This window comes from Streptomyces sp. NPDC102467 (assembly GCF_044765445.1).
GTDB lineage: Bacteria > Actinomycetota > Actinomycetes > Streptomycetales > Streptomycetaceae > Streptomyces.
On sequence record NZ_JBIWKA010000005.1, the window covers coordinates 361,081 to 382,798 of the forward strand.

The window sequence follows — 21,718 nt, forward strand, 5'->3', positions numbered from 1 at the left end:
CGCGCGGGCGAGGTCGTCACCGCCCGGTCAGCCTGCGACGGCCGACCGGGCGGGAGCAGGTTCCGACACGAGGCGCTCGGGCGCGTCGGCGATGAGGGCGGCCGCCGTCGCGTACACCGGGTGCGGCGCGGCCACCGCGGGCGGCGGGGCGGGCAGGGTGAACCAGACGACCTTGCCGCCGTCGCCGTGCGGGCGCACGCCCCAGCTCTCGCTGACCGCGGCGACCATCGCGAGGCCCCGGCCGCAGGTCGAGAACGAATCCGCGTCACGCACCACGGGAAGCCGTGGATCGTGGTCGTACACCGAAAGCGTGAGCAGGTCCCTGCGCAGCTCGATCTCGACGGTGCACCTCTTGTCCGGCTCGGCGTGCCGGTGGACGTTCGTCAGCAGCTCGGTGACACCGAGTGCCGCAAGCTCTATCAACGGATCGAGATGCCAGTAGCGCAGCTGCGCTGAAACGATCCTGCGGACCTGTCCGATCCGCGACGGCAGGGCCTGGAGCTCCACCGTGCAATGCCTGCTCGGCTGGCTGATCACGGCTGCGACTCCCCGAATGAGGTCCGGAAGAAGACGAGAACGGATCGAGCGAAGCGATCGTGCTGTTACAGGACCGCCCGCTACTTTTGTCCGGCGGGCTGGTTCGCAGCGTCATCGCCGGTGCACCCTGAGTAGTGATGTGTGACCAGAGTGGCCCAGGGGATGCGGGCGTGCAACTTCAACGGCTGGTCCCCGGTGCTGCGGGCGTCAGGTGGTGCGCGCCGCGGCGCTGCGGACGGCCTCGATGAACCGGCGGGCCGTCGGCGGCCCGGCGTCCGCGCTCTGACCGCCGAGGCGCAGCAGATACCGCCTGCCGTCGACCTCCGCGGTGGCCCGGTCGTCGGAGCCGAACCACGGTTTGCCCGCACGGACTTCACGCAGAGGGGCGCTGTCGATCTCGCTGCCGTAGCTCGTGAGCAGTTCGAGCCTGCCGCCCGTGATCCGGATCTGCCCGGCCCGGGTCAGCGAGCGCAGCCGCCGCCCGATCCGTACGCCCGTCGCCGTGAACTCCGGCTCCGCCATGCCGTTTCGCCCCCTCGAGTGCCTTCTGCGGTGCAGTCTGCACGCGCCTGGCCAGGAGCACCAGTACGCATGTGGACGTGCTGTGAAGCAGCAGGCGCATCCGGAATATGCGCCCCCTCGCCCGGATGGCCGCTCACTCCGCCAGGCTAGCCTTTGAGCCGCTCAAAGGTGTGTTTATGCAGGTGAGAAGCGTGCGGAAGGTGTCTATGATCGAGCCGTCCGGTCATTTCCGACCGGATCCGCACCGGTTCGCTCGGCACGCCTTTTCGCGAGGTCCCGCCCGGGCCGACGCCCGGAACGACACGAAGGAGCCGCGCGGTGAGCACGACGCAGCAGGGCCGTCCCACGGGCGACGGCACGGCCGGCGAGCCGATGCCGACGCTCGATATCGACCACACGGATTCCGCGTACCGAACGTGGCTCAAAGAGGCCGTCCGAAAGGTCCAGGCCGATGGCAACCGGTCGGCGGACACCCATCTGCTGCGCTTCCCGCTCCCCGAGCCCTGGGGCATCGACCTCTACCTCAAGGACGAGTCGACGCACCCCACCGGCAGCCTCAAGCACCGCCTCGCACGCTCCCTCTTCCTCTACGGGCTGTGCAACGGCTGGATCCGGCCGGGCCGCCCGGTCATCGAGGCGTCGAGCGGCTCGACGGCCGTCTCGGAGGCGTACTTCGCCAAGCTGATCGGCGTGCCCTTCATCGCGGTGATGCCGCGTACGACGAGCGCCGAGAAGTGCCGACTGATCGAGTTCCACGGCGGCCGGTGCCACTTCGTCGACGACTCCAGGACCATGTACGAGGAGTCGGCGGCCCTCGCCACGCGCACCGGCGGGCACTACATGGACCAGTTCACGTACGCGGAGCGGGCGACGGACTGGCGCGGCAACAACAACATCGCCGAGTCGATCTACCGGCAGATGGAGATGGAGCGCTATCCCTGTCCGGCCTGGATCGTGGCGACGGCCGGCACCGGCGGCACCTCGGCGACGCTCGCCCGCTATGTGCACTACATGCAGCACGACACCCGCGTCTGCGTCGCCGACCCCGAGAACTCGTGCTTCTTCGAGGGCTGGACGACGGACAACCCCGACGCCACCAGCGACTGCGGCTCCCGCATCGAGGGCATCGGCCGCCCCCGGATGGAGCCGAGCTTCGTGCCCGGCGCCATCGACCGCATGATGAAGGTCCCCGACGCGGCGAGCATCGCGGCCGTGCGCGCTCTGGAGCGGGCCATCGGCCGCAAGGCCGGCGGGTCCACGGGCACCGGCCTGTGGAGCGCGCTCAAGATCGTCGCGGAGATGGTGGCGCAGGGCCGCAAGGGCAGTGTGGTCACGCTGCTGTGCGATCCGGGCGACCGGTACCTCGACAAGTACTACTCGGACGAGTGGCTGGAGCGGCAGGGTCTGAACATCGACCCGTACACGAAGACGATCGAGCAGTTGCTTGTGACGGGGGCGTGGCCTGCTTCGGGGCCCGCCACCTGAGGCCTCTCCGGAGACGGGGGGGCGGAGGCCGGGGGCGGTGCGGGGGCCGGGACTGACCGGTGCCCTCAACTTTCGGCGCGGGGAGCCGAAGTCAGCCGTCGGTCAAGCGTGCGCACCGCGTCCCGGAAAGCCCGCCCGAGCCCGGCCCGCCCCACCTTCAGCCCCGCCCGGAACGGCGCGACACCGTCCGCCGCGAAAGTCCACTGCACCCGTGTGCCACCGGGCACGGCCACGATCCGCCACTCCTCCAACAGGGCCCGGATTCCGGGGGTGTTGGTCTGGTCGACGCGGTACGCGTACACCGCGCCGGGCTCGGCGGCGACGATCGTCTCCAGGAACCGCGTTCCGCCCTTGAGCCGGATCTCCCGCCGCGCCCCGCCGTCCAGCGGCCGCGCCAGCGTCACCGCCGAGAACCACTGCGGCCATCCGGCGACGTCCTCGGCGAGCGCCCGGTACACGGCATCGGGGGAGGCCGACACCTCGCGGGCGAACACCAGCCGGAGTGGAGCGGTCTCGACGAAGTCGAGGCCGACGGGCAGAAGACGGCGTGCCATGAACGTGTCGCCCCCCAAGAGGAACGCCCCAACGGGCAAGCGGATCAAGCCGGTTGACCGAGCACTGTCACCATAGCTGGCGGCCCGTCAGATGTCTGTACCGGCATCGGGCTCGCCGGCGACGACGAGCCGCACATGCTCGGAGACCTCGGCGCGCGCCTCGACGGGCAGCCCCGGGTCGGTCACCAAGGTGTCCACCTGATCGAGGGAGGCGAACGAACTCAGGCCCACCGTCCCCCACTTGGTGTGGTCGGCCACGACCACCACACGCCGCGCGGACTGCACGAGCCGCCGGTTCGTCTCCGCCTCCGCCAGGTTCGGCGTGGAGAGACCGGCCTCCGGGTGTATGCCGTGCACCCCGAGGAACAGCACGTCGAAGTGGAGCGCCGCGATGGCCTGGTCGGCGACGGGCCCCACCAGTGAGTCGGACGGCGTGCGTACGCCACCGGTCAAGACCACGGTCGCCGCGCCCTGCCGGGTGCCCGAGCTGCGCTGCGCCGCGTGGAACACATCGGCCACCCGCACCGAGTTGGTGACCACCGTCAGGTCCGGCACATCGAGCAGCTGCTGCGCCAGCGCGTACGTCGTCGTCCCCCCGGACAGGGCGATCGCCGAGCCGGGCGCGGCCAGTGTCGCCGCGGCGCGCGCGATGTCCTCCTTGGCGGTCAGCTCCAGGCCCGACTTCGCCTCGAAGCCCGGCTCGTGCGTGCTCGCCTCGACGACCGGGACGGCGCCGCCGTGCACTTTCTCCAGGACTCCCTGGCGGGCCAGCGCGTCGAGGTCGCGGCGGACCGTCATGTCGGACACGCCGAGCTTCCTGGTCAGTTCGTTGACCCGGACGCCGCCGCGACGGCGGACCTCGTCGAGAATCAGGGCGCGGCGCTGCTCTGCGAGGAGGTTCTGATTCTCGCTCACGTCCCGTCGGATCCTTTCGCCCGGTCACGCCTGCCACACATCTGCTCTGCCGCGTCATCCTCGCATGCGCCACCGACAGCCGTCCCACCGCCCGCGCGGGTGCGACCAGCACATCGGTGTCACAACGATCGGGGAGATTCCGTGACGGAGGGTACGCACGCGAGCCCTGAGCCGGGATTCTGGTAGTGGTCAGGAACGGGGGACACCACATCATGGCGCGTGAGAACCACGAGACCAGCAACAAGCACGGCAAGCACGGCAAGCACGAGATGCACGTGAACGACGGCGAGCACGAGATGCACGTGAACGACGAGAAGCACGAGACATCGGCGGCCGAAGAGACCGCCCTGGAACTGCTTGTCCACGGAGTCGGGGGCACCACGCCCCAGGAGATGCTCGACGCCCCGCGCACGATCCGGGTGTCGGGTGACGAGACGGCTGCGGTCTTCCGCCGGGTCGAGGACGTCGACGCGGAGAGTCGGCCGGAGGACTACCGCGGCAAACCGGTGCCCGAGGCGTACGTGTGGTGCAACCTCACCTCGGGCAACGGATCACGGGCCCTGTGGCTGCTGCTGCTTCCCTTCATGGTCGTCAACCTCGCCCACTGGATGCGCCCCAACGCCCGCCGCAGGTCCGGCGCCGTGCGCCTCTACGGCCTGCTCGTCCGTCTGACCGGCCTCACCCTCACCGTCCTCTTCGTCGCGGCGGCCTGCGAGGTCGCGCTCGACCTGACGGCGTGGCAGTGCGCGGGCACCCCGGCGTGCGGTGGACAGCGGGCGTGGCTCGGCTTCCTCTCCGTGGACGCGCACGGCGCCGGCGGCTGGTGGAGCCAGCCCGGCCGCCGCCTCGCCCTCGCCGCCCTCGTGCCCGCCGCCCTGACGGCCCTGCTCTGGTATCTCTCGCACCGCACGTGGGGCGCCTACGAGTCCCAGGTCCCGCTGCCGCACCAGCCGGAGCCGGACGACGGTGACGGGAGCACCGCCCTCGGCAAGCCCGGCTTCTGGTACGGGCGCCGCCTGGTCGCCCGGCTGCGCGCCGCGCACACCGCGGCGGGCCTGCTCACCGTCGCCGCGGCCGTCGGTACCTCCGCCGCCCGTCACGACCGGGCACCCGGCGGCTCCGCGCCCCTCGACGTCCTGGGATGGGTCTTCGTCGGATCCCTGCTCGCGGGGGCACTCGCCGTCATCGGCGTCGTCGTCCGCCGCGGCCGCAGCGAGAACACGGTGGACGTCCACCTGGACCGCGCCCTCGTCCGCGCCCTGCCGTACGGCGCACTCGCCCTGCTCGCGCTGAGCATGGTGTACGCGGGCTGGTCCCGCCCCGAGTGGCGCTCGTCGGGGCGGCTGCCGGGCGACGCGACGTTCGGCGGCATCGCCCTCGTCGAAGGCGCCCTGGTGGTCGCCCTCGCCGTCGTCGCGAAGGTCATCTACCGCAGGGCCCCCGACCGCCGTACCGCCCTGCGCGGCCTCGGCGGACCCGCCACCGCGATGCTCGCCTGCGCCCTCGGCGGGGTGATGACCGGCGGCATAGCGCAGCGCGTCGCCGACTGGCTCGACGGCACCAGCGGCCTCATCAAGGGCCCGCCGGTCCTGCTCTCCTGGCAGGCGTCCGTGATCCCACCACTGCTGGTCGTCCTCGCCGTCCTGTGCGCCGCACTCGCCCTGCGCACCGCACGCGTCAAGAAGCGCGAGACGGCCCAGGTCCCGCTCGACTACCACCTCGACGCGCGTGCCGACGAGAGCAGTGAGCCCTCGGACGAGGCCCGCACGGACCGCATCGCGAGCACGCGCGCGCGGGCCGCCCTCACCGACCAGGCGCCCCTGATGATCGGCGTCGTCTCCGCGGTGACGCTGCTGCTCGGCGTCCTCGCCGTGGCCGGCGCCTGGTCCACCGCAGAGGTCCCGGGGGACGCGGCCGAGGGAACCTACTCCGTCGTCGAGGGCGCGGCGGACACCGCGCAGGCGCTCGGATCCTGGCTGATCGGCGTCGGCTTCATACTGTTCGTCACCTGGGGGCGGCGTGCCTACAAGGACCCCTCCGCGCGACGCACCATCGGCATCCTGTGGGACGTGGGCACCTTCTGGCCGCGTGCCGCGCACCCCTTCGCGCCCCCTTGCTACGCCGAGCGCGCCGTCCCCGACCTGACCTGGCGCATGGCCACGTGGACCCGAGCCACGGGCGGCCGCCTGGTCCTGTCCGGCCACTCGCAGGGCAGCGTCCTCGCCGCCGCGGCCGCCTGGCAACTGCACCCTTCCGTACGGAAGCGCGTCGGACTGCTCACCTACGGGTCACCGCTCGAGCGCCTCTACGGGCGATGGTTCCCGGCGCACTTCGGACCCGCCGCCCTGTCGTCTTTGCACCGGCAGGTCGACTGCTGGCGCAATCTGTACCGCAAGACCGATCCCATCGGCGGGCCGATCAACCTGTCCGGCGAATGCGGCCCCCAGGTCGACCACCCCGCGCTGCTCGACCCGCTCGCCTACGGCCGCACCGAGCGACACCCGCTGCCCGCACCGATCCTGGGCCACGGCGACTACCAGGCCGACCCGGTCTTCGCACAGGAACGGGAGCACCTGCTGGCCCGCCTCAAGCCGGGCGTCCCGCAGCCGCGGCCCGAGGGCGAGCCGCAGGAGCCTCGGGCCGCGCCTCAGGGCAGCTCGGGCAGATCGTCCGGGTAGAGGAGCGTCAGGTCGTCCGTGCTCGGCTCGGCGACCTGGGCGACCCGTCCCGCGTGCCGCTCCACCATCGACTCGAACGTCTGGCGGGCGGTGCGGCCGTTGCCGAACGCCGGGCCCTTCGGGAGCGCCGTGAAGTACTTGAGCAGTGCTTCCGGCGTCCCGGAGGCGAGCCGGTACTCGTGCTCGTCGGCCTGCTGCTCCACGATGTGCAGCAGCTCCTCGGGGACGTAGTCGGAGAAGGTGATGGTCCGTGAGAAACGGGACGCCACACCGGGGTTGACCGACAGGAAGCGCTCCATCTCCGCGGTGTAGCCCGCGACGATGACGACGACGGAGTCCCGCTGGTCCTCCATCAGCTTCACGAGTGTGTCGATCGCCTCACGGCCGAAGTCGCGCCCGGAGTCCTCGGGCGAGAGGGCGTACGCCTCGTCGATGAACAGGACGCCGCCGTGGGCCTTCTGAAAGGCTTCCTGGGTGCGGATGGCGGTCGATCCGATGTGCTCGCCGACCAGGTCGACGCGGGACACCTCGACGAGGTGCCCCTGCTCCAGGACGCCGAGCCCGGCCAGGATCTCGCCGTACAGACGCGCCACCGTCGTCTTGCCGGTGCCGGGGGAGCCCGTGAACACCAGGTGCCGCCGCACGGAGGCCGCCTTGAGGCCGGCCTGCTGTCGTCTGCGCCCCACCTCGATCATGTCGGTGAGCGCCCGCACCTCCCGCTTGACGCTCTCCAGGCCCACCAGGGCGTCGAGTTCACCCAGCACGTCCGTCGACGGGCGCGAGGGCTTCGCCGCCTCCGGGGGCGCCGCGGCGGGCCGCTGGTCGGGCACGGCGCTGAGCAGTCCGACCGACTGCTGGGTAGCGGTCTGCACGGCCGGTACGGGAGCGGCCGTCGCGCCGCCGGGACGGACGCCGCCGCTCTCGTCGCTCGTGCACTCCTCCACGAGCGGGCCGTCCTCGGCGAACTCGTAACCACCGCGGGAGCACCGCTCCGTACGGCACTTCTTCAGGGTCGTGCGGCAGCCGTCGATCACGTGGAACCCGTACCCGCCGCTGCCGGTCACGCGGCAGCCGGTGAAGCTGCCCCGGCCGCCGGCCGACACGTAGAAGCCCGCTTCCGCGGGGGACGTGACCGTGCAGCGCTCGATCGTGGGGTCCGCGCCCTTGGTGACGATGACGCCCGTCTGCACCGCGTCCACCGTGCAGTTGGCGAGAGTGCCGCCGCTGCCGTGGTCGCGGAACCAGGCGCCGGTCGCGGCCTCGCGGATGCGGCAGTCGTCCAGCTGCGCGCTCGCGCCGTCGCTCACCGACACGGCGGTGTTGCGCACTTGGGACAGGTCGCTGTCGACGACGTCGACGCGCGAGCCGCGGTCGAGCACGAACAGGGCGTCCGGCACGTCGTGCACCCGGCACGCGTCGAGCACGGCGGTGGCGCCGTCGCTCACCCACACCGCCGGGTAGTCGCCCGTGCTGTCGTGGATCTCGCACTGGTTGGCGTCCACGCGCGTGCCCGGGTCCCACACCGACAGACCGTTGCGCCCGAACTGGCGCACCGTGGACCTGGTGAGGGTGAGCACGGACCGGGACCGCAGGTCGATCGCGTTCTCCGGGATGTCGTGGATGCGGCAGTCCGCGAGCGTGAGCACCGCGTCCGTGTCGAGCGTGACGCCGTCGGACGTCGTGCGGTGCACGTCGCAGTCGGTGAGGTGCGCCGCGGCCCGCCCGGTGATCTGCACGCCCGAGCCCTTGACCTCGTACACCTCGCAGCCCACGGCCTCCAGGCCGCTGTGCTCGCCGGTCACGGAGAGACCCGAACCGGAGGTGTGGTGCACCCGGCAGCGCTCCAGGCGCGGGTGCGCGCCGCCGCGTACGGCGACGCCGGCCTGCCCGGCGGCGACGACCTCGCACTCCTCGAACACACCGCCCCCGCCGTCCAGGACGGCGATGCCGATGCCCGCGGGGTTGTCGACGGTGCAGCGCCGCACGGTCGGCCGCGCGCCGCCGCGCACCTCGATACCGGACGCGGAGCGGGTGACGACACGGATGTCGACGAGTTCGGGGGCGCCTTCCTCGACGAGCAGCGCGGGCGCCGCCGTGTCCTGCCCCTCGATGTGCAGGCCCTGCACCGTCGCCGAGGCCCGCACGGTCAGCGGCACCCCGTCGACGGGGGCGATGCGCACCGAACCGGGGGAGCCCTCGGGGCCGCGCAAGGTCACCGCGCGCTGGACGACCAGATTCTCTCGGTACGTGCCCGGGGCGAGGGTCAGCACGTCCCCGTCGCCCGCGGCCTCCAGGGCGGCGGCCAGCGACGCGTACTCACCTGTGCGGCGCCGCCACCGCGATGTGCCGGTGTGCGTCACCTGGACCGTGCCCTGTGCCATGGCGCTGATCTGCCCCACCTCGTCGTACGCGGGTCGTGTGCACACCCTGCCCGGTGCTGTTCCTGCGAAAGGTGAGTCCACCGTAGCGTGCGCGGAGCACGGCAGTTGACCGGAGCCGAACCCTGTCAGCTGCCCGTGCCCGTCCTGCCCCAGTCGGGACCGGCGATGTCCCAGGCGTGGTCCCAGCGCGCGTACCGACGGCGGACCAGGCGCCATACGACGAGGCGCCGGGTGCCCTCGACGAGCCCGGTGAGGGCGACGGCCGCGCCGAATCCGGCGAGCACCGCGTGCGTGGTGGCCGTCGTCCGGTCGAGCGGGCGGCCCACGACATGGCCGTATCCGTCGGTCCAGAGCGGGAACGTGTCGCCCGCGCGCGGGGTCTTGAGCGCGGCGACGACCCGGTCCCGGTGCGCCGTGCCGTCCGGCGCCTTCCACGTCGCGACGACCCGGCTGTGCGCGTCCCGCGCGGTCGAGGTCTCCGGATCGGGGTCGAGCGGCGGCTGCGCCACCTTCTTGACCACCGTCGCGGTGACCTTGTGGCGCCGGTCGTGCTGCTCCTGGACCGAGCGGTACAGGGCGTCGCGGGAGAGAGATCCCGCCACGATGCCGACGACCGGTGCGGCGACGACGATGAGAATCAGCGCGACCAGGGCGACCCAGGCTTCCACCAGGTCGGTCCCGCGGCGCAGCGGATTGCGGCGCCAGCGCCAGAGCCCGGTGATCGCTCGCACGGCCTGCACCCCCTTCCGCTCCCGTCGGGACCTCGAACGGCAGCCCATTGTCTCTCAACGAGCAGTCCGGGCCGCCGGGTTCCCCGACCGGGTGACGGTTATGCGAGCACGGTGACCGGATCCCCCACCCGCACGGAGCCGCGCGACTCGGGCACCAGATTGGTCCCGAAACAGAGCTGGTCACCGAAGCGGCGATGCCGGGCGAGCGTGCGGAGCGGCTCTTTGCCACGCTCCGCTGTCTCCTGGTCCGTGGTCGTGACCACACAGCGGCCGCACTTCTTGGCGATACGGAAGGTGACCTCGCCGATCGCGATCCGCGACCAGTCGTCCTCCGCCCAGGGCGGCGTCCCGGAGACGACCACACTCGGCCGAAAACGGTTCATCGGCAGGGGGCCCTCGTCGGCATGGTCGCCCTGGGCGATCAAGGAGTTGAGGGCGTCGAGCGAGGAGAGGGTGGTCAGCAGCAGCGGATATCCGTCGGCGAAGCTGACCGTCTCGCCGGGCTCGGCGTGCTCGGGGTCGATGGGGCGCCTCGTGGCCGGGTCGTCCAGGTGCAGCACCCGTATGTCCGTCTCCAGGTAGGCGCTCCACCACGCGTGCGCCGCCGGATCGGCGAGCACCGCTTCGACCTTGTCCTTCCAGACCTCGATCGTGGTCGTCGCGCCGGGCTCGGGCACCTCGACCGTCAGGGGGTCCATACCGGGCGCGGACACCCGGACGCCGCCCCCGGGCAGCTGCTCGGCGGCGGCCAACGCCAGACGCGGATGCGGGCGTTGCGTGACGATCTTGTTCGCACTGTCCACCAGCACCCAGCGGCGGTCGCCCGCGAGCCCCCACGGTTCCACGACCGCCTCACGCGGAGCGTGCCCCCGAACCGCCTTCAGCGGGTGGACATGGATCGAACTGAGCACTGATTGCGACATGGGGCCATCTTGCCAGCAGGCACCGACAGCCCCCTGCGCGGGCGAATGGATCCGTCGTTGCTCAGTAGCCGCGGTACTGCTGGCGGTTGTACGGATCCTCGTACGGCGCCGGGGCGGGCCGGGGTGAGGCCGGACGCATCGCCTCGTAGCCGGTACCGGGAGCCGGGCGCTGCGGCTGGGCCTGCTGGGCCGGGTAACCGCGCGGAGCGGCGGCCTGCTGGGGGATGTACGCGGTCGGGGCCGCCTGCATCGGGGCGTACTGCTGGGACCCGTAGCCGTACTGCGGCGACGGGGCGGCGGGGAGGGCGGGCAGGGCCGCCGGCAGGGCGGGCAGATGACTGCCGGTGTCGTACGCGGAGGGAACCCGGATCGGGGCGATCTGGGGAGTGCCCCGCTCTGCGACGAGGGAGTCGTAGATCGGAGTGTCCGGGAAGGACGGCGCGGAGTAGTAACCGCCGCCATAGGTGGAGCGGGGGGAGGTCATGGCACATAAGTTAAGCCCACGATGTGGTCGTTGGGGTAGACCGATAAGAGGGTTCTTTTGCGTGTCGGCAGTGACGGCACGTCCCCAATGCGAGCGAACTTGGCAAAATCGGTCGTCTCGCGACGTAGAAATCGTGTAAAGGCCGCGTTCCTGAAGGGTTACCGGCGGTTGGCCAGCGATCTTCGAACGTGCCTCTGGGGTCCTTTGCGGGGTGGGGAATAGGTTGACGGGGGAACCCGGAGTTGAGCGTTGGGGGCAGACATGACCATGGCCAAGGGATCAAATGTCGCGGTGCCGACTCCGGCGGTGCGCGTCGAATTGGGATGGCGTTCGGGTCCCGGCGTGCCCGACGCGGACGCGTCGGCGCTCCTCCTCGCCGCCGGAAAGGTGCGCTCCGACGCGGACTTCGTGTTCTACAACCAGCCCGCGCACGCCTCCGGCGCGGTACGGCACGACGGCAAGAGCACCACGGACGGTGCCGTCACGGACACACTCTCGGTCGACCTCGCGCGCGTGGAACCGGCCATCGAGCGGGTGGTCCTTGCCGCGTCCGCGGACGGTGGCACGTTCGGCCAGGTGGCGGGCTTGTACATCCGGGTCGTCGACGCGGTCGCCGGCACCGAGATCGCCCGTTTCGACAGCGCCGACGCGACGGTGGAGACCGCTTTCGTGCTGGGTGAGTTGTACCGGCGCCAGGGCGCCTGGAAGTTCCGCGCGGTCGGCCAGGGCTACGGCAGCGGCCTCGAAGGGCTTGCCACGGACTACGGGATCAGCGTCGACGAGCCGCAGCACGTGACGCCGGCGCCTTCGGTGCCCCCGGTGGCTCCCGTGGCTCCGGTGAGCCCGCCGGCCATGGCGGCGCCGCCCGCACCCGAACCCGTACGTCTCACCAAGGTCACGCTCACCAAAGCGGCGCCCACCGTGTCCCTGGCGAAACAGGGCGGCACGTCGGGCACGATGCGGGTCAACCTCAACTGGGAGATGCGCAAACAGTTCAGCGGCTGGGGGAGCAAGCGCGGCCGGGCGACCGCCGGCCACCGCGACCTCGATCTCGATCTGTGCGCCCTCTTCGAACTCGCCGACGGGCGCAAGGGGGTCGTCCAGGCCCTGGGCAACGCCTTCGGGTCGCTGTACCAGCCCCCGTACATCCATCTCGACGGGGACGACCGCAACGGGACGGTCGCCACCGGTGAGAACCTCGGCATCAACCTCGACCACAAGGACGCGTTCCGCCGCATCCTCATCTTCGTGACCATCTACGAAGGCGCTCGCAGCTTCGCCGACCTGCATGCGACCGTGACACTGCAGCCGTTGAACGGGGCGCCCATCGACTTCTCCCTGGACGAGTGCACGGTGCCTTCCACGGTGTGCGCGCTCGCCCTCATCACCCACGACGGCGGTGACCTGACCGTCCAGCGCGAGGCCCGCTATCTCGTCCCCGCGCGAGGCGTCAGTCCACAGCGCACCGTGGACCAGGTCTACGGATGGGGCATGAACTGGACCCCGGGCCGCAAGTAGTCCACCGAAGCGCCCGATCGCAGCGCCCGATTCACTGCTGTTCGGGTACGGCGTCGGGACGGGTGTACGTGCGCCCCTTCCATGCCGCGCCACGACCCCTGTAGTGCTGCACCGCGGAGTCCACCGTCATGAGGAGATACAGGAGCGCGGTGAAGGGCAGCAGCGGGGCCAGCCAGAGGGGCTGTCGGTAGTAGCGCAGCATCGGAAGGTACGTCGCGGTCATCACGGCCCACGCGAGCGCGCCGAGCACCAGGGTCGGAACGGTCCGCGCGGCAAGCCCGACACACACGGCGGCCGGCGGCACCAGATAGACGAGCGCGAGGCCGAGCACGGTGCCGAGCAGCACCACGGGGTTGTGCCGCAACTGCGCGTACGCGCTGCGCGAGACCATGTGCCACAGATCGGCGAGGCCCGGGTAGGGCCGCACACTGTCGACGTGCTCGGCGAGACCCAGCCAGACGTGACCCCCCGAGCGCTTCACGGCCCGCGCGAGCGACACGTCGTCGATCACCGCCTGCCGGATGGCGTCCGGGATCCGCGCCCGCTCCGCCGCCGACGTACGCAACAGGACGCAGCCGCCGGCCGCGGCGGCCGTGCGCGACCCCTTCTTGGCGATGCGCCGGAACGGGTAGAGCTGCGCGAAGAAGTAGACGAACGCCGGCACGACGAGCCGCTCCCACATGCTCACCACCCGCAGCCGGGCCATCTGCGACACCAGGTCGAAGCCGCCCGCGCGGGCCGCCGCCACCAACTCCCGCAGGCTGTCCGGCTCATGGGCGATGTCCGCGTCGGTCAGCAGCAGGAACTCCGGATCACGCGCGCGTGCCAGACCGATGCCGTGCCGCACCGCCCACAGCTTCCCCGTCCAGCCGACGGGCGGCTCACCGGGGGAGTCCACGGTCAGCGGCAGTCCGCCGTGCCGCCGTGCCAGTGCCCGGGCCACCTCGCCCGTACCGTCCGAACTGCCGTCGTCCACAAGGAAGATCTCCGCCCGGCCCGGGTAGTCCTGCGCGAGCAGCGACGGCAGGCTGTCCGGCAGGACCGCCGCCTCGTCCCTGGCCGGCACCACGACACATACGTCCGGCCAGCCCGCGGGCTCCGTGCGGGGCGGAAGCCGCAGGTCCGTGCGCCAGAAGAACCCCTGGCAGAGCAGCAGCCACAGCCATGCGGCCAGTGAGGCCGCGGTGATCCACGCAACGACGTCCATCCGCCGCAGTCTGCCCCACGGGCGTCGCCCTGTCGGACCCATCGACTATGGTTTCCGGGTGAAGATCGCGCTGATGGACTCGGGAATCGGACTGCTCGCGGCCGCCGTCGCGGTACGGAACCTGCGTCCCGACGCCGACCTCGTCCTCTCCTCCGACCCCGACAGCATGCCGTGGGGCCCGCGTACTCCCGAGGACGTCACGCAGCGTGCGCTCGCCGTCTGCGAGGCCGCCGCCGCGCACCGGCCGGACGCGCTGATCATCGCCTGCAACACCGCGTCCGTGCACGCCCTGTCGGCCGTGCGCGCCCGGCTCGAACCGGCGATTCCCGTCATCGGTACCGTCCCCGCGATCAAGCCGGCCGCGTCAGGTGGCGGCCCCGTCGCCATCTGGGCCACGCCCGCCACCACGGGCAGCCCCTACCAGCGGGGACTGATCCGCGACTTCGCGGCCGGCGCCGAGGTCACCGAGGTGCCGTGCCCCGGCCTCGCCGACGCGGTGCAATGGGCCGACGAGGCGGGCATCGACCGGGCCGTCGCGGCCGCTGCCGCCCTCACTCCGCCTGACGTGCGCGCGGTCGTCCTGGGCTGCACCCACTACGAGCTGGTCGCGGAGCGCATCCGCGCCGCGGTGCGGCAGCCCGGCGCCGCCCCCCTCGTGCTGCACGGCAGCGCCGCGGCCGTCGCCGCGCAGGCCCTGCGCCGGATCGGCGAGCGGCCCCCGGCCGTACCGGGCGCCCGCGGCTCACTCACCGTGATCCTCAGCGGCCGCACGGAGACACTTCCGGAGGCCGCCCTCACGTACGCGGAAGGCCGCTCGCTGCAGGCCGTCAGCCGCGTCGGCTGAGCGAGCGCCCCGATCCGGAGCAGTTACGCTCCGCGAGCCAGTGCCTTCGCCCCGGAACATGAGTACGCTCGTGTGCATGAGGAACCACGCCGCCGACGAACACCCCGGGCGACGCCCTTCCGCCCTCGCGAGCGACATCTGGACGGGTCGCGCACGCAATCGCGTGCAGTGGCTGCTCGCCCTGGGCGGCTTCGCCTGCCTGGCCCTCGGCATCGAGCTGGCCGTCGTCAGTTCGTGGGCGACCGGTATCGCCGCCCTGGCCATGTCGGTGGTCGGCCTCATCGCTGTCGGACTGCTCATCCTGTTCGGCACCCTCGCGTTCCTCCACGTCGCCGTGAAGGTCGACAAGGACCACCTCGAGGTGCGCTGCGGCCACGTCGGACTGCCGCGCCGCCGCATCCCCCTCGCCCATGTCGTCGACGCGGCCTTCGCGCCGCGCGTCACCCCCCGGCAGTGGGGTGGCTGGGGCTACCGCTGGCGCCCCGAGATCGGCACGGCCGTCGTGGTGCGACGCGGCGAGGGCCTGGTGCTGATCCTCGGCGACGGCCGCAAGTTCACCGTGACCGTCGACGACGCGGAGAGCGCCGTGCGGCACATTCGTGACCGCCTCAAGCCGACCGCGGCCGGGCCCGTCCTCTGACCCCCCGCAGCGCTATTCGTGGCCGTCCCGGGCGCCTGCCGGGGCGGCCACGTCGTGCAATGGGTCGTCCGTGAGCGGCTCCGCCGTGGCGATGCCCGCGAGCAGACCCACGCCGACGGTCACCGTCGTGAAACTGAGCGCGTTGCTCACCGACGCCAGCGCGGCCACCGCCGTCAGTGCCACGCCCCCGGCCAGGACCACCTGGTTCGAGCGGGCCGAGCGCCACAGTGCGTACAGCAGCCAGCAGTACGCCGCCGCCAGCAGTACCGCGCCGACGACACCCTGCTCGGCGGCCACCTGAAGGACGGCCGAGTGCGGTTTGGTGTCGGACAGTGGGGACTGCGCCGACGTGCGGCTGAGCTCCTCGAAGCGGCCGGGGCCGACACCGAGCACGGGGTCGGAGTCCGCCATGCGCAGGGCGTCGCGCCAGAGAAGAACGCGGTGCGGGGTGAGCCGTCCCTCCAGGGCTGCGGCCGTCCCGGACGGCAGCGCGCTCTTGGCAAGGGCCACGCCGAGGGCGGCCACCGCGGCCGTGACCAGACCGAGGCCCACGAGACCGGCCGCGCGGCGGCGCATTCCGGCCGCCGCGAGCGAGTACAGGACGATGCCCGCGCAGGCGGCGCCCCCGGTCCGGGAGCCGATGGCGACGGCCACGACGACCGTCCCGGCCGCCAGTACGTGCAACGCGATGCGCAGCGCCCGCTGCCGCGCCGACCAGGCCGCGCAGCACAGCGCTCCCGCGGACAGGGCGAGCAGCGCGGCCGTGGCACCGGCCCGTCCGAGCGGCGCCATGGTGTCCGGCGCCGGGCCGCCCTGCGGTGCGACCACGGCCAGCCACACTCCGCAGAGCCCCGCCGCGGCGGACGCGGCCACGGGAACGAGCGCCCCACTGATCCGGCCGCACGCATACCCCGCGGCGACGGCGAGCACCGAGAGCAGCACCCCTTCGGGCCGGCCCGCCCGCGCGGTCGCCGTGATCAGCGACCACGCGGCACAACTGCCCAGGACCGCGAGGCCCGCCGCGTCCGTGGCTCCACGCCGACGGGGCGCATCCGGCCCGGTGTTCGCAGACCACCCCGTGCTTCCCACCCGCAGCCCCCCGACTGTGACGGGCCCCGGACGCGGTGGCCGGATCCGGCGGTACGTCAGGGACTCGGGCACACGGTAACGGCTGGTGCGCCCCTTTGTGCGGGAGTTGCGCAGGAACGTTTCGCGGGAGTGCTGGTAGGGGAGTTGCGGGCCGGGTCACAGACCGGAGGCCATGGTCCTCGCCGGGGCCTCGTGGGCCGGGTCGGCCGGCATGTCCCGCCGACAGTAAGGCGCCGTACACTCCCCGGGTGACCGCCACCGCACCTCCCGTCGCCCCGCCGGACGAGCCCACCGCGCAGCCCGCTCGCCCCTCCTACCTGCGACGGCTCGTGCCCGTCGGTCTGGCGGCGCTCGCCGGGCTGCTGCTGTACGTGAGTTTCCCGCCGCGTGAACTGCCGTGGCTGGCGCCGCTGTCGTTCGGGCTCTTCGGGGTCGCCGTGTACGGGCGGCGGCTGCGGGCGGGATTCGGCCTCGGGCTCGTCTTCGGGCTGGCCTACCTGGTCCCGCTGCTGTCGTGGACCGGCGTCGACGTCGGCCCCCTGCCGTGGCTGGCGCTCGCCGTCGCCGAGGCCCTGGTGCTGTCGCTCGCCGGCCTCGGCATCGCGTACGTGTCGCGGCTTCCGCTGTGGCCGCTGTGGGCTGGCGGTGTCTGGATCGCGGACGAGGCGCTGCGCGCCCGCTTCCCGTTCGGCGGTTTCCCCTGGGGGAAGGTCGCGTTCGGGCAGCCCAGCGGCGTCTTCCTGCCGCTGGCCTCGCTGGGCGGCACGCCGCTGCTCGGGTTCGCCGTGGTGCTGTGCGGCTTCGGGCTCGCCGCACTCGCCCTGCGCGTCATCGACCTCCGCCGCTCGGACGACAGCGGCGTACGCATACTGCGCGACCGCGCTCTCGCCACCGCGGCCGTCCTCACCGTCGCGCCCGTGGTCGCCGGAACCGCGGTCATGCCCTTCATGTCGAACGCGGCAGAGGACGGCACCGCGCGCGTGGCGCTCATCCAGGGCAACGTGCCGCGGATGGGCCTCGACTTCAACAGCCAGCGGCGGGCCGTCCTCGATTACCACGTGCGCGAGACGATGAAGCTCGCGGCGAAGATCAAGTCGGGTGAGGTGAAGCGGCCCGAACTCGTCCTGTGGCCGGAGAACTCCTCCGACATCGACCCGTACATCAACCAGGACGCGTACGACGAGATCTCCCGGGCCGCCCGGGCCGTCGGGGCACCGATCTCCGTGGGCGCCGTCGTCACCGCCAAGGACGGCTCGACGCGCAACCGGCTGATCCTGTGGGACCCGAAGACGGGCCCGGGCGCGACCTACGACAAGCGGCACCTGCAGCCGTTCGGCGAGTACATGCCGTACCGCAGCTTCTTCCGGATCTTCAGCAAGGATGTCGACCGCGCCGGAGAATTCGTGCCAGGTAAGAGGGCCGTCAACTTCGACATGGCGGGCACGAAAATCGGCAACGTCACGTGTTACGAGGCCGCGTTCGACGACGTCGTCCGGGACCAGGTCCGCGAAGGCGCCCAGATCCTGTCCGTGCCGAGCAACAACGCCACCTTCGAGCGCAGCCAGATGACCTACCAGCAGCTCGCCATGGACCGGGTGCGCGCCGTCGAGCACGGCCGGGCCGTGATGGTCCCGGTCACGAGCGGCATCAGCGCCGTGATCCGGCCCGACGGATCCATCGCCCAGCACACCGGCATGTTCGAAGCCGACACGTTGCTCGCCGATGTCCCCAGGCGCACCTCTCAGACGCTCGCCACGCGCGCGGGCGTCTGGCCCGAGGCGCTGCTCGTGGCGATCGGCGTCGGCGGTCTGGCCTGGGCTGTCGTGCGCACCCGCAGGGGACGGCGGACGGCGGACTGAGCTGCCGGCTCCACGGACCGTACGGATAGGGTCGACGGCATGGCGACTCCAGACTTCATCCGCGCGATCCGTGCCACCGCCGGCCATCAACTGCTGTATCTGCCGGGCGTCACCGCCGTCGTCTTCGACGACGCGGGGCGGGTGCTCCTCGGGCGCCGCAGCGACACCGGCCAGTGGGCGGTGCCCGCGGGGATCGCCGAGCCGGGTGAGCAGCCCGCCGACGTCGCGACCCGCGAGGTGTTCGAGGAGACGGGTGTCGAGTGCGTCGCCGAACGCGTCGTCCTCGTCGAGGCCCTCGAACCCGTCACCTACCCCAACGGCGACACATGCCAGTTCATGGACATGACGTTCCGCTGCCGGGCCACGGGCGGCGAGGCCCACGTGAACGACGACGAGTCCCTCGAAGTGGCCTGGTTCGCGCTCGACGCGTTGCCGCGGCTCGACGAGCACGCCCTGCTCCGCATCAAGCAGGCACAGTCCGAGGGGCCGACATGGTTCGAGACCATGCGCGAGCGCTGAAGTATGGGTGCCGGCCACATCGGGTGGCGTCGCCGGGCTGCCTAGGGTGCGGAGCATGACCCCGCACACCCCGCTCGCCGCACCCCACGCCGCACCGCTCGACCTCGGCGGACGTACCGCACTCGTCACCGGTGCCGCCGGCGGCATCGGCCGGGCCTGCGCCCTGCGGCTCGCCGCGGCGGGCGCCAAGGTGAGAGCCGTGGACCGGGACCGCGAGGGCCTCGACACGCTGGCCGAGCAGACCGACGGCGTCGAACCGTACGTCCTCGACCTGACCGACCTCGATGCCGCCGAGGCCGCGGCGGCCGGCGCCGACATCCTCGTGAACAACGCGGGCATCCAACTGGTGCGCCCCATCGAGGAGTTTCCGCCCGAGGTGTTCCACACCGTCCTGACGGTGATGCTGGAGGCCCCGTTCCGGCTGATCAGGGGAGCGCTGCCGCACATGTACGAGCAGGGCTGGGGCCGCATCGTCAACGTGTCGTCGGTGCACGGACTGCGCGCCTCCCCGTTCAAGTCCGCGTATGTCGCGGCGAAACACGGCCTCGAAGGGCTGTCGAAGACGGCGGCACTGGAAGGCGCCCCGCACGGAGTCACCTCGAACTGCGTCAACCCGGCCTATGTACGCACGCGGCTCGTCGAGCAGCAGATCGCCGACCAGGCCGCCGCGCACGGGATCTCCGAGGAGCGCGTGGTGAGCGAGGTGCTGCTGCGGGACAGCGCGCTGAAGCGGCTCATCGAACCGGACGAGGTCGCCGAGGCGGTGGCCTACCTGTGCACCCCGCAGGCGTCCTTCATGACCGGCACGTCGCTGTCCCTCGACGGAGGCTGGACCGCTCACTGAGCGCGGGTGATCCTGTTGAGCATGGAGCAGCACCCACCGCACTCAGCCGCCGCCTCCGCCCCCGTGGCCACCGGCGACGCACAGGCCCCGTTCCTGGCACTGCTCGCCAGGGGCGCCTCCGCCGACGCCTACGAGCAGCCCGTACTGGCCGCCCGCGCCGACGGTGCGACGCCCGCGCGCATAGCGGCACTGGAGGACGCCAGGCGCCTCGCGCTGCGTGTGCGGGACGAGATGGAGGGCAGGCGGCGCCGCGAGGCCGAGCTGTCCGCGCTGTTCGAGACCGCCCACGACCTGGCGGGGCTCCGCGACCTCGACGCGGTCCTGCAAGCCATCGTGCAGCGCGCCAGATCGCTGCTCGGCACCGACGTGGCCTATCTGACACTGAACGACCCGCCGCGCGGCGACACCTACATGAGGGTGACCGAGGGCTCCGTCGCCGCCCGCTTCCAGCAGCTGCGCCTCGGGATGGGGGAGGGTCTCGGCGGACTCGTCGCGCAGACCGCCCGGCCGTACGTCACCGCGAACTACGGGCAGGACGTGCGCTTCCAGCACACCCGCACCATCGACGCGGGCGTCCAGGACGAAGGACTCGTCGCCATCCTCGGGGTGCCGCTCATGCTGGGGCCGCACGTCATCGGCGTACTGTTCGCCGCGGACCGGCGCGCGCGGGTCTTCGAGCGCGAACAGATCGCGCTGCTCGGCTCGTTCGCGGCGCTCGCGGCGGCGGCCATCGACACCGCGAACCTGCTCACCGAGACCCGCGAAGCACTCGGCGAACTGGAGCGGGCCAACGAGATCATCCGGGACCGCAGCGGCGTCATCGAGCGGGCCTCCGATGTGCACGACCGGCTCGCCGAGCTGGTCCTGCGCGGCGGCGGCGTGCACGACGTGGCGGCCGCCGTGTCCCAAGTGCTCGACGGCACCGTGGAGTTCGCCGACGCGGACGCCGCCCCGGGGGAGGCCGTCGAGACCTCCCGCACGGAGGGGCACGCGGTGCGCCGCGGCGACGACTGGGTCGCGGCGGTCGCCGCAGGCGGTGAGCTCCTGGGCGCCCTGGTGCTGCGCGGCCATCCGGGCCTCGACCCCGTCGACCAGCGCACCCTGGAGCGCGCCGCCATGGTCACGTCGCTGCTGCTGCTGGCCAGGCGCTCCGCCTCCGAGGCCGAACAGCGCGTCCGCGGCGAGCTGTTGGACGACCTGCTCGACGCCCGCGACCGCGATCCGCGGCTGCTGCGGGAGAGGGCCGCACGGCTCCACGCCGACCTGGACGCCACGCACGTCGTGCTCGCGGCGCGCCTGGAGGCGTCCGGTGCCGACGCGGAGCAGGAGGCCGCCACGCGCCGCCGCCTGTGGTCGGCGGCCAACCACCTCGCGGCGACCCGGCACGGCCTCGCCGCGGCGCGCGACGGCGGCACCGTCCTGCTCCTGCCGCTGCGCTCCGGCACCGCGGCCTCCGCCGTCGCGCGGCACACGGCCGAGCGGCTGTCCTCGGCGATCCACGAGACGGTCACCGTGGGCGCCTCCGCCCCCGTCGCGGACCTGGCGGCCCAAGCCGACACCGCCGCCGTCGCCTACGCCGAGGCCCAGCGCTGTCTCGACGCGCTGCGCCTGCTCGGCCGGGCGGGCGAGGGCGCGGCCGCAGAGGACTTCGGGTTCCTGGGGCTGCTGCTCGCCGACAGCCGGGACCTCAGCGGGTTCGTGGCCCGCACCATCGGTGAGGTCGTCACGTACGACGAGCGCAGGGGAACCGATCTGGTGCGCACGCTCGACGCCTACTACGCGTCCGGCACGAGCCCGGCCCGCACGAAGGAAGCACTGCACGTCCATGTGAACACCGTCGCCCAGCGCCTGGACCGGATCGGCCGTCTGCTCGGCCCCGACTGGCAGGCGCCCGCTCGTTCGCTCGAGATACAACTCGCCCTGCGGCTGCACCGGTTGACGGGCCAGGACAGGCGCTGACCCCGTACGCGCGGGGCGTACGGGGTCGG

General features: G+C 72.4%; 19 protein-coding genes. 9 read left to right on the top strand and 10 right to left on the bottom strand.

The window, feature by feature from the left end; all coding sequences use genetic code 11:
- Window positions 1-27: 27 nt before the first annotated feature.
- Together ACIREE_RS12720 and ACIREE_RS12725 are read right to left on the bottom strand one after the other, a co-directional pair.
- On the bottom strand, window positions 28-537 hold the full coding sequence (locus tag ACIREE_RS12720) for an ATP-binding protein (RefSeq protein ID WP_404150263.1): 510 nt from the start codon (window positions 535-537) through the stop codon (window positions 28-30).
- Between the two features lie 207 nt (window positions 538-744).
- Window positions 745-1,059 carry a hypothetical protein gene (locus ACIREE_RS12725; RefSeq protein ID WP_363195801.1) on the bottom strand — a complete coding sequence of 105 codons (315 nt, stop codon included), beginning with the start codon at window positions 1,057-1,059 and terminating at the stop codon, window positions 745-747.
- A 372-nt stretch (window positions 1,060-1,431) separates the two neighbouring features.
- Here ACIREE_RS12725 and ACIREE_RS12730 point away from each other — a divergent pair, with 372 nt between their 5' ends.
- Complete coding sequence (locus ACIREE_RS12730; protein WP_404150494.1) at window positions 1,432-2,544, top strand: PLP-dependent cysteine synthase family protein; 1,113 nt, start codon at window positions 1,432-1,434, stop codon at window positions 2,542-2,544.
- 65 nt (window positions 2,545-2,609) lie between these two features.
- Here ACIREE_RS12730 and ACIREE_RS12735 read toward each other — a convergent pair whose 3' ends face one another.
- Window positions 2,610-3,098, bottom strand: a complete 489-nt coding sequence (locus tag ACIREE_RS12735) for an SRPBCC family protein (protein WP_404150265.1) — start codon at window positions 3,096-3,098, stop codon at window positions 2,610-2,612.
- 87 nt (window positions 3,099-3,185) lie between these two features.
- Window positions 3,186-4,013, bottom strand: coding sequence for a DeoR/GlpR family DNA-binding transcription regulator (locus ACIREE_RS12740; RefSeq protein WP_404150267.1), 828 nt, complete (start codon window positions 4,011-4,013; stop codon window positions 3,186-3,188).
- Window positions 4,014-4,309: 296 nt separating this feature from the next.
- Between ACIREE_RS12740 and ACIREE_RS12745 the strand changes: the two genes are divergently transcribed.
- A complete protein-coding gene (locus ACIREE_RS12745) occupies window positions 4,310-6,691 on the top strand; it encodes a hypothetical protein (protein WP_404150495.1) in 2,382 nt (793 codons plus the stop codon).
- Here the strand turns inward: ACIREE_RS12745 and ACIREE_RS12750 are convergent.
- From ACIREE_RS12750 to ACIREE_RS12765, 4 genes are all read right to left on the bottom strand, one after another.
- Window positions 6,661-9,072 (bottom strand): right-handed parallel beta-helix repeat-containing protein, encoded by a 2,412-nt coding sequence (locus ACIREE_RS12750; protein ID WP_404150497.1) that lies wholly within the window; start codon window positions 9,070-9,072, stop codon window positions 6,661-6,663. The two genes, ACIREE_RS12745 and ACIREE_RS12750, sit on opposite strands and share 31 nt — an antisense overlap.
- A 125-nt stretch (window positions 9,073-9,197) precedes the next feature.
- Window positions 9,198-9,803, bottom strand: a complete 606-nt coding sequence (locus ACIREE_RS12755; RefSeq protein ID WP_404150269.1) for a hypothetical protein — start codon at window positions 9,801-9,803, stop codon at window positions 9,198-9,200.
- Between the two features lie 98 nt (window positions 9,804-9,901).
- The gene (locus ACIREE_RS12760; protein ID WP_404150271.1) at window positions 9,902-10,726 is read right to left on the bottom strand and encodes an MOSC domain-containing protein; all 825 of its coding nucleotides are present in this window, start codon (window positions 10,724-10,726) and stop codon (window positions 9,902-9,904) included.
- Between the two features lie 61 nt (window positions 10,727-10,787).
- The gene (locus ACIREE_RS12765; RefSeq protein ID WP_404150273.1) at window positions 10,788-11,210 is read right to left on the bottom strand and encodes a DUF6643 family protein; all 423 of its coding nucleotides are present in this window, start codon (window positions 11,208-11,210) and stop codon (window positions 10,788-10,790) included.
- A gap of 267 nt (window positions 11,211-11,477) precedes the next feature.
- On the opposite strand from ACIREE_RS12765, the gene ACIREE_RS12770 reads away from it, so the two are divergent.
- Window positions 11,478-12,728 (top strand): TerD family protein, encoded by a 1,251-nt coding sequence (locus ACIREE_RS12770; protein WP_404150499.1) that lies wholly within the window; start codon window positions 11,478-11,480, stop codon window positions 12,726-12,728.
- 31 nt (window positions 12,729-12,759) lie between these two features.
- On the opposite strand, the gene ACIREE_RS12775 is transcribed toward ACIREE_RS12770, so the two are convergent.
- Window positions 12,760-13,935, bottom strand: a complete 1,176-nt coding sequence (locus tag ACIREE_RS12775; protein WP_404150275.1) for a glycosyltransferase — start codon at window positions 13,933-13,935, stop codon at window positions 12,760-12,762.
- A gap of 58 nt (window positions 13,936-13,993) precedes the next feature.
- On the opposite strand from ACIREE_RS12775, the gene ACIREE_RS12780 reads away from it, so the two are divergent.
- Both ACIREE_RS12780 and ACIREE_RS12785 read left to right on the top strand, forming a co-directional pair.
- Window positions 13,994-14,779: a glutamate racemase gene (locus ACIREE_RS12780; protein ID WP_404150277.1), complete on the top strand. Its 786-nt coding sequence runs from the start codon at window positions 13,994-13,996 to the stop codon at window positions 14,777-14,779.
- Between the two features lie 76 nt (window positions 14,780-14,855).
- Window positions 14,856-15,419, top strand: a complete 564-nt coding sequence (locus ACIREE_RS12785; RefSeq protein ID WP_404150279.1) for a hypothetical protein — start codon at window positions 14,856-14,858, stop codon at window positions 15,417-15,419.
- Window positions 15,420-15,431: 12 nt separating this feature from the next.
- Here the strand turns inward: ACIREE_RS12785 and ACIREE_RS12790 are convergent, their stop codons facing one another.
- Window positions 15,432-16,508 (bottom strand): O-antigen ligase family protein, encoded by a 1,077-nt coding sequence (locus tag ACIREE_RS12790; RefSeq protein WP_404150281.1) that lies wholly within the window; start codon window positions 16,506-16,508, stop codon window positions 15,432-15,434.
- A gap of 248 nt (window positions 16,509-16,756) precedes the next feature.
- Here ACIREE_RS12790 and lnt point away from each other — a divergent pair, with 248 nt between their 5' ends.
- Genes lnt through ACIREE_RS12810 form a run of 4 tightly spaced genes read left to right on the top strand, consistent with a single transcriptional unit; the run spans window position 16,757 to window position 21,689 of the window.
- A complete protein-coding gene (gene lnt, locus ACIREE_RS12795) occupies window positions 16,757-18,367 on the top strand; it encodes an apolipoprotein N-acyltransferase (protein ID WP_404150283.1) in 1,611 nt (536 codons plus the stop codon).
- A gap of 39 nt (window positions 18,368-18,406) precedes the next feature.
- Window positions 18,407-18,886 carry an NUDIX hydrolase gene (locus ACIREE_RS12800; protein ID WP_404150284.1) on the top strand — a complete coding sequence of 160 codons (480 nt, stop codon included), beginning with the start codon at window positions 18,407-18,409 and terminating at the stop codon, window positions 18,884-18,886.
- 55 nt (window positions 18,887-18,941) lie between these two features.
- A complete protein-coding gene (locus ACIREE_RS12805) occupies window positions 18,942-19,730 on the top strand; it encodes a 3-hydroxybutyrate dehydrogenase (RefSeq protein ID WP_404150286.1) in 789 nt (262 codons plus the stop codon).
- A gap of 21 nt (window positions 19,731-19,751) precedes the next feature.
- Entirely contained in the window at window positions 19,752-21,689 is a 1,938-nt protein-coding gene (locus ACIREE_RS12810) for a helix-turn-helix domain-containing protein (RefSeq protein WP_404150288.1), read from the top strand.
- The last annotated feature ends 29 nt before the right edge of the window (window positions 21,690-21,718 follow it).

Excerpts from the sequence above, each read along its gene's own strand:
- ACIREE_RS12725 (WP_363195801.1), bottom strand. The coding sequence starts at position 1,059 with ATGGCGGAGCCGGAGTTCACGGCGACGGGCGTACGGATCGGGCGGCGG.
- ACIREE_RS12730 (WP_404150494.1), top strand. The coding sequence starts at position 1,432 with ATGCCGACGCTCGATATCGACCACACGGATTCCGCGTACCGAACGTGG.
- ACIREE_RS12735 (WP_404150265.1), bottom strand. The coding sequence starts at position 3,098 with ATGGCACGCCGTCTTCTGCCCGTCGGCCTCGACTTCGTCGAGACCGCT.
- ACIREE_RS12745 (WP_404150495.1), top strand. The coding sequence starts at position 4,310 with ATGCACGTGAACGACGAGAAGCACGAGACATCGGCGGCCGAAGAGACC.
- ACIREE_RS12750 (WP_404150497.1), bottom strand. The coding sequence starts at position 9,072 with ATGGCACAGGGCACGGTCCAGGTGACGCACACCGGCACATCGCGGTGG.
- ACIREE_RS12760 (WP_404150271.1), bottom strand. The coding sequence starts at position 10,726 with ATGTCGCAATCAGTGCTCAGTTCGATCCATGTCCACCCGCTGAAGGCG.
- ACIREE_RS12765 (WP_404150273.1), bottom strand. The coding sequence starts at position 11,210 with ATGACCTCCCCCCGCTCCACCTATGGCGGCGGTTACTACTCCGCGCCG.
- ACIREE_RS12770 (WP_404150499.1), top strand. The coding sequence starts at position 11,478 with ATGGCCAAGGGATCAAATGTCGCGGTGCCGACTCCGGCGGTGCGCGTC.
- ACIREE_RS12775 (WP_404150275.1), bottom strand. The coding sequence starts at position 13,935 with ATGGACGTCGTTGCGTGGATCACCGCGGCCTCACTGGCCGCATGGCTG.
- ACIREE_RS12785 (WP_404150279.1), top strand. The coding sequence starts at position 14,856 with ATGAGGAACCACGCCGCCGACGAACACCCCGGGCGACGCCCTTCCGCC.
- ACIREE_RS12800 (WP_404150284.1), top strand. The coding sequence starts at position 18,407 with ATGGCGACTCCAGACTTCATCCGCGCGATCCGTGCCACCGCCGGCCAT.
- ACIREE_RS12805 (WP_404150286.1), top strand. The coding sequence starts at position 18,942 with ATGACCCCGCACACCCCGCTCGCCGCACCCCACGCCGCACCGCTCGAC.
- ACIREE_RS12810 (WP_404150288.1), top strand. The coding sequence starts at position 19,752 with ATGGAGCAGCACCCACCGCACTCAGCCGCCGCCTCCGCCCCCGTGGCC.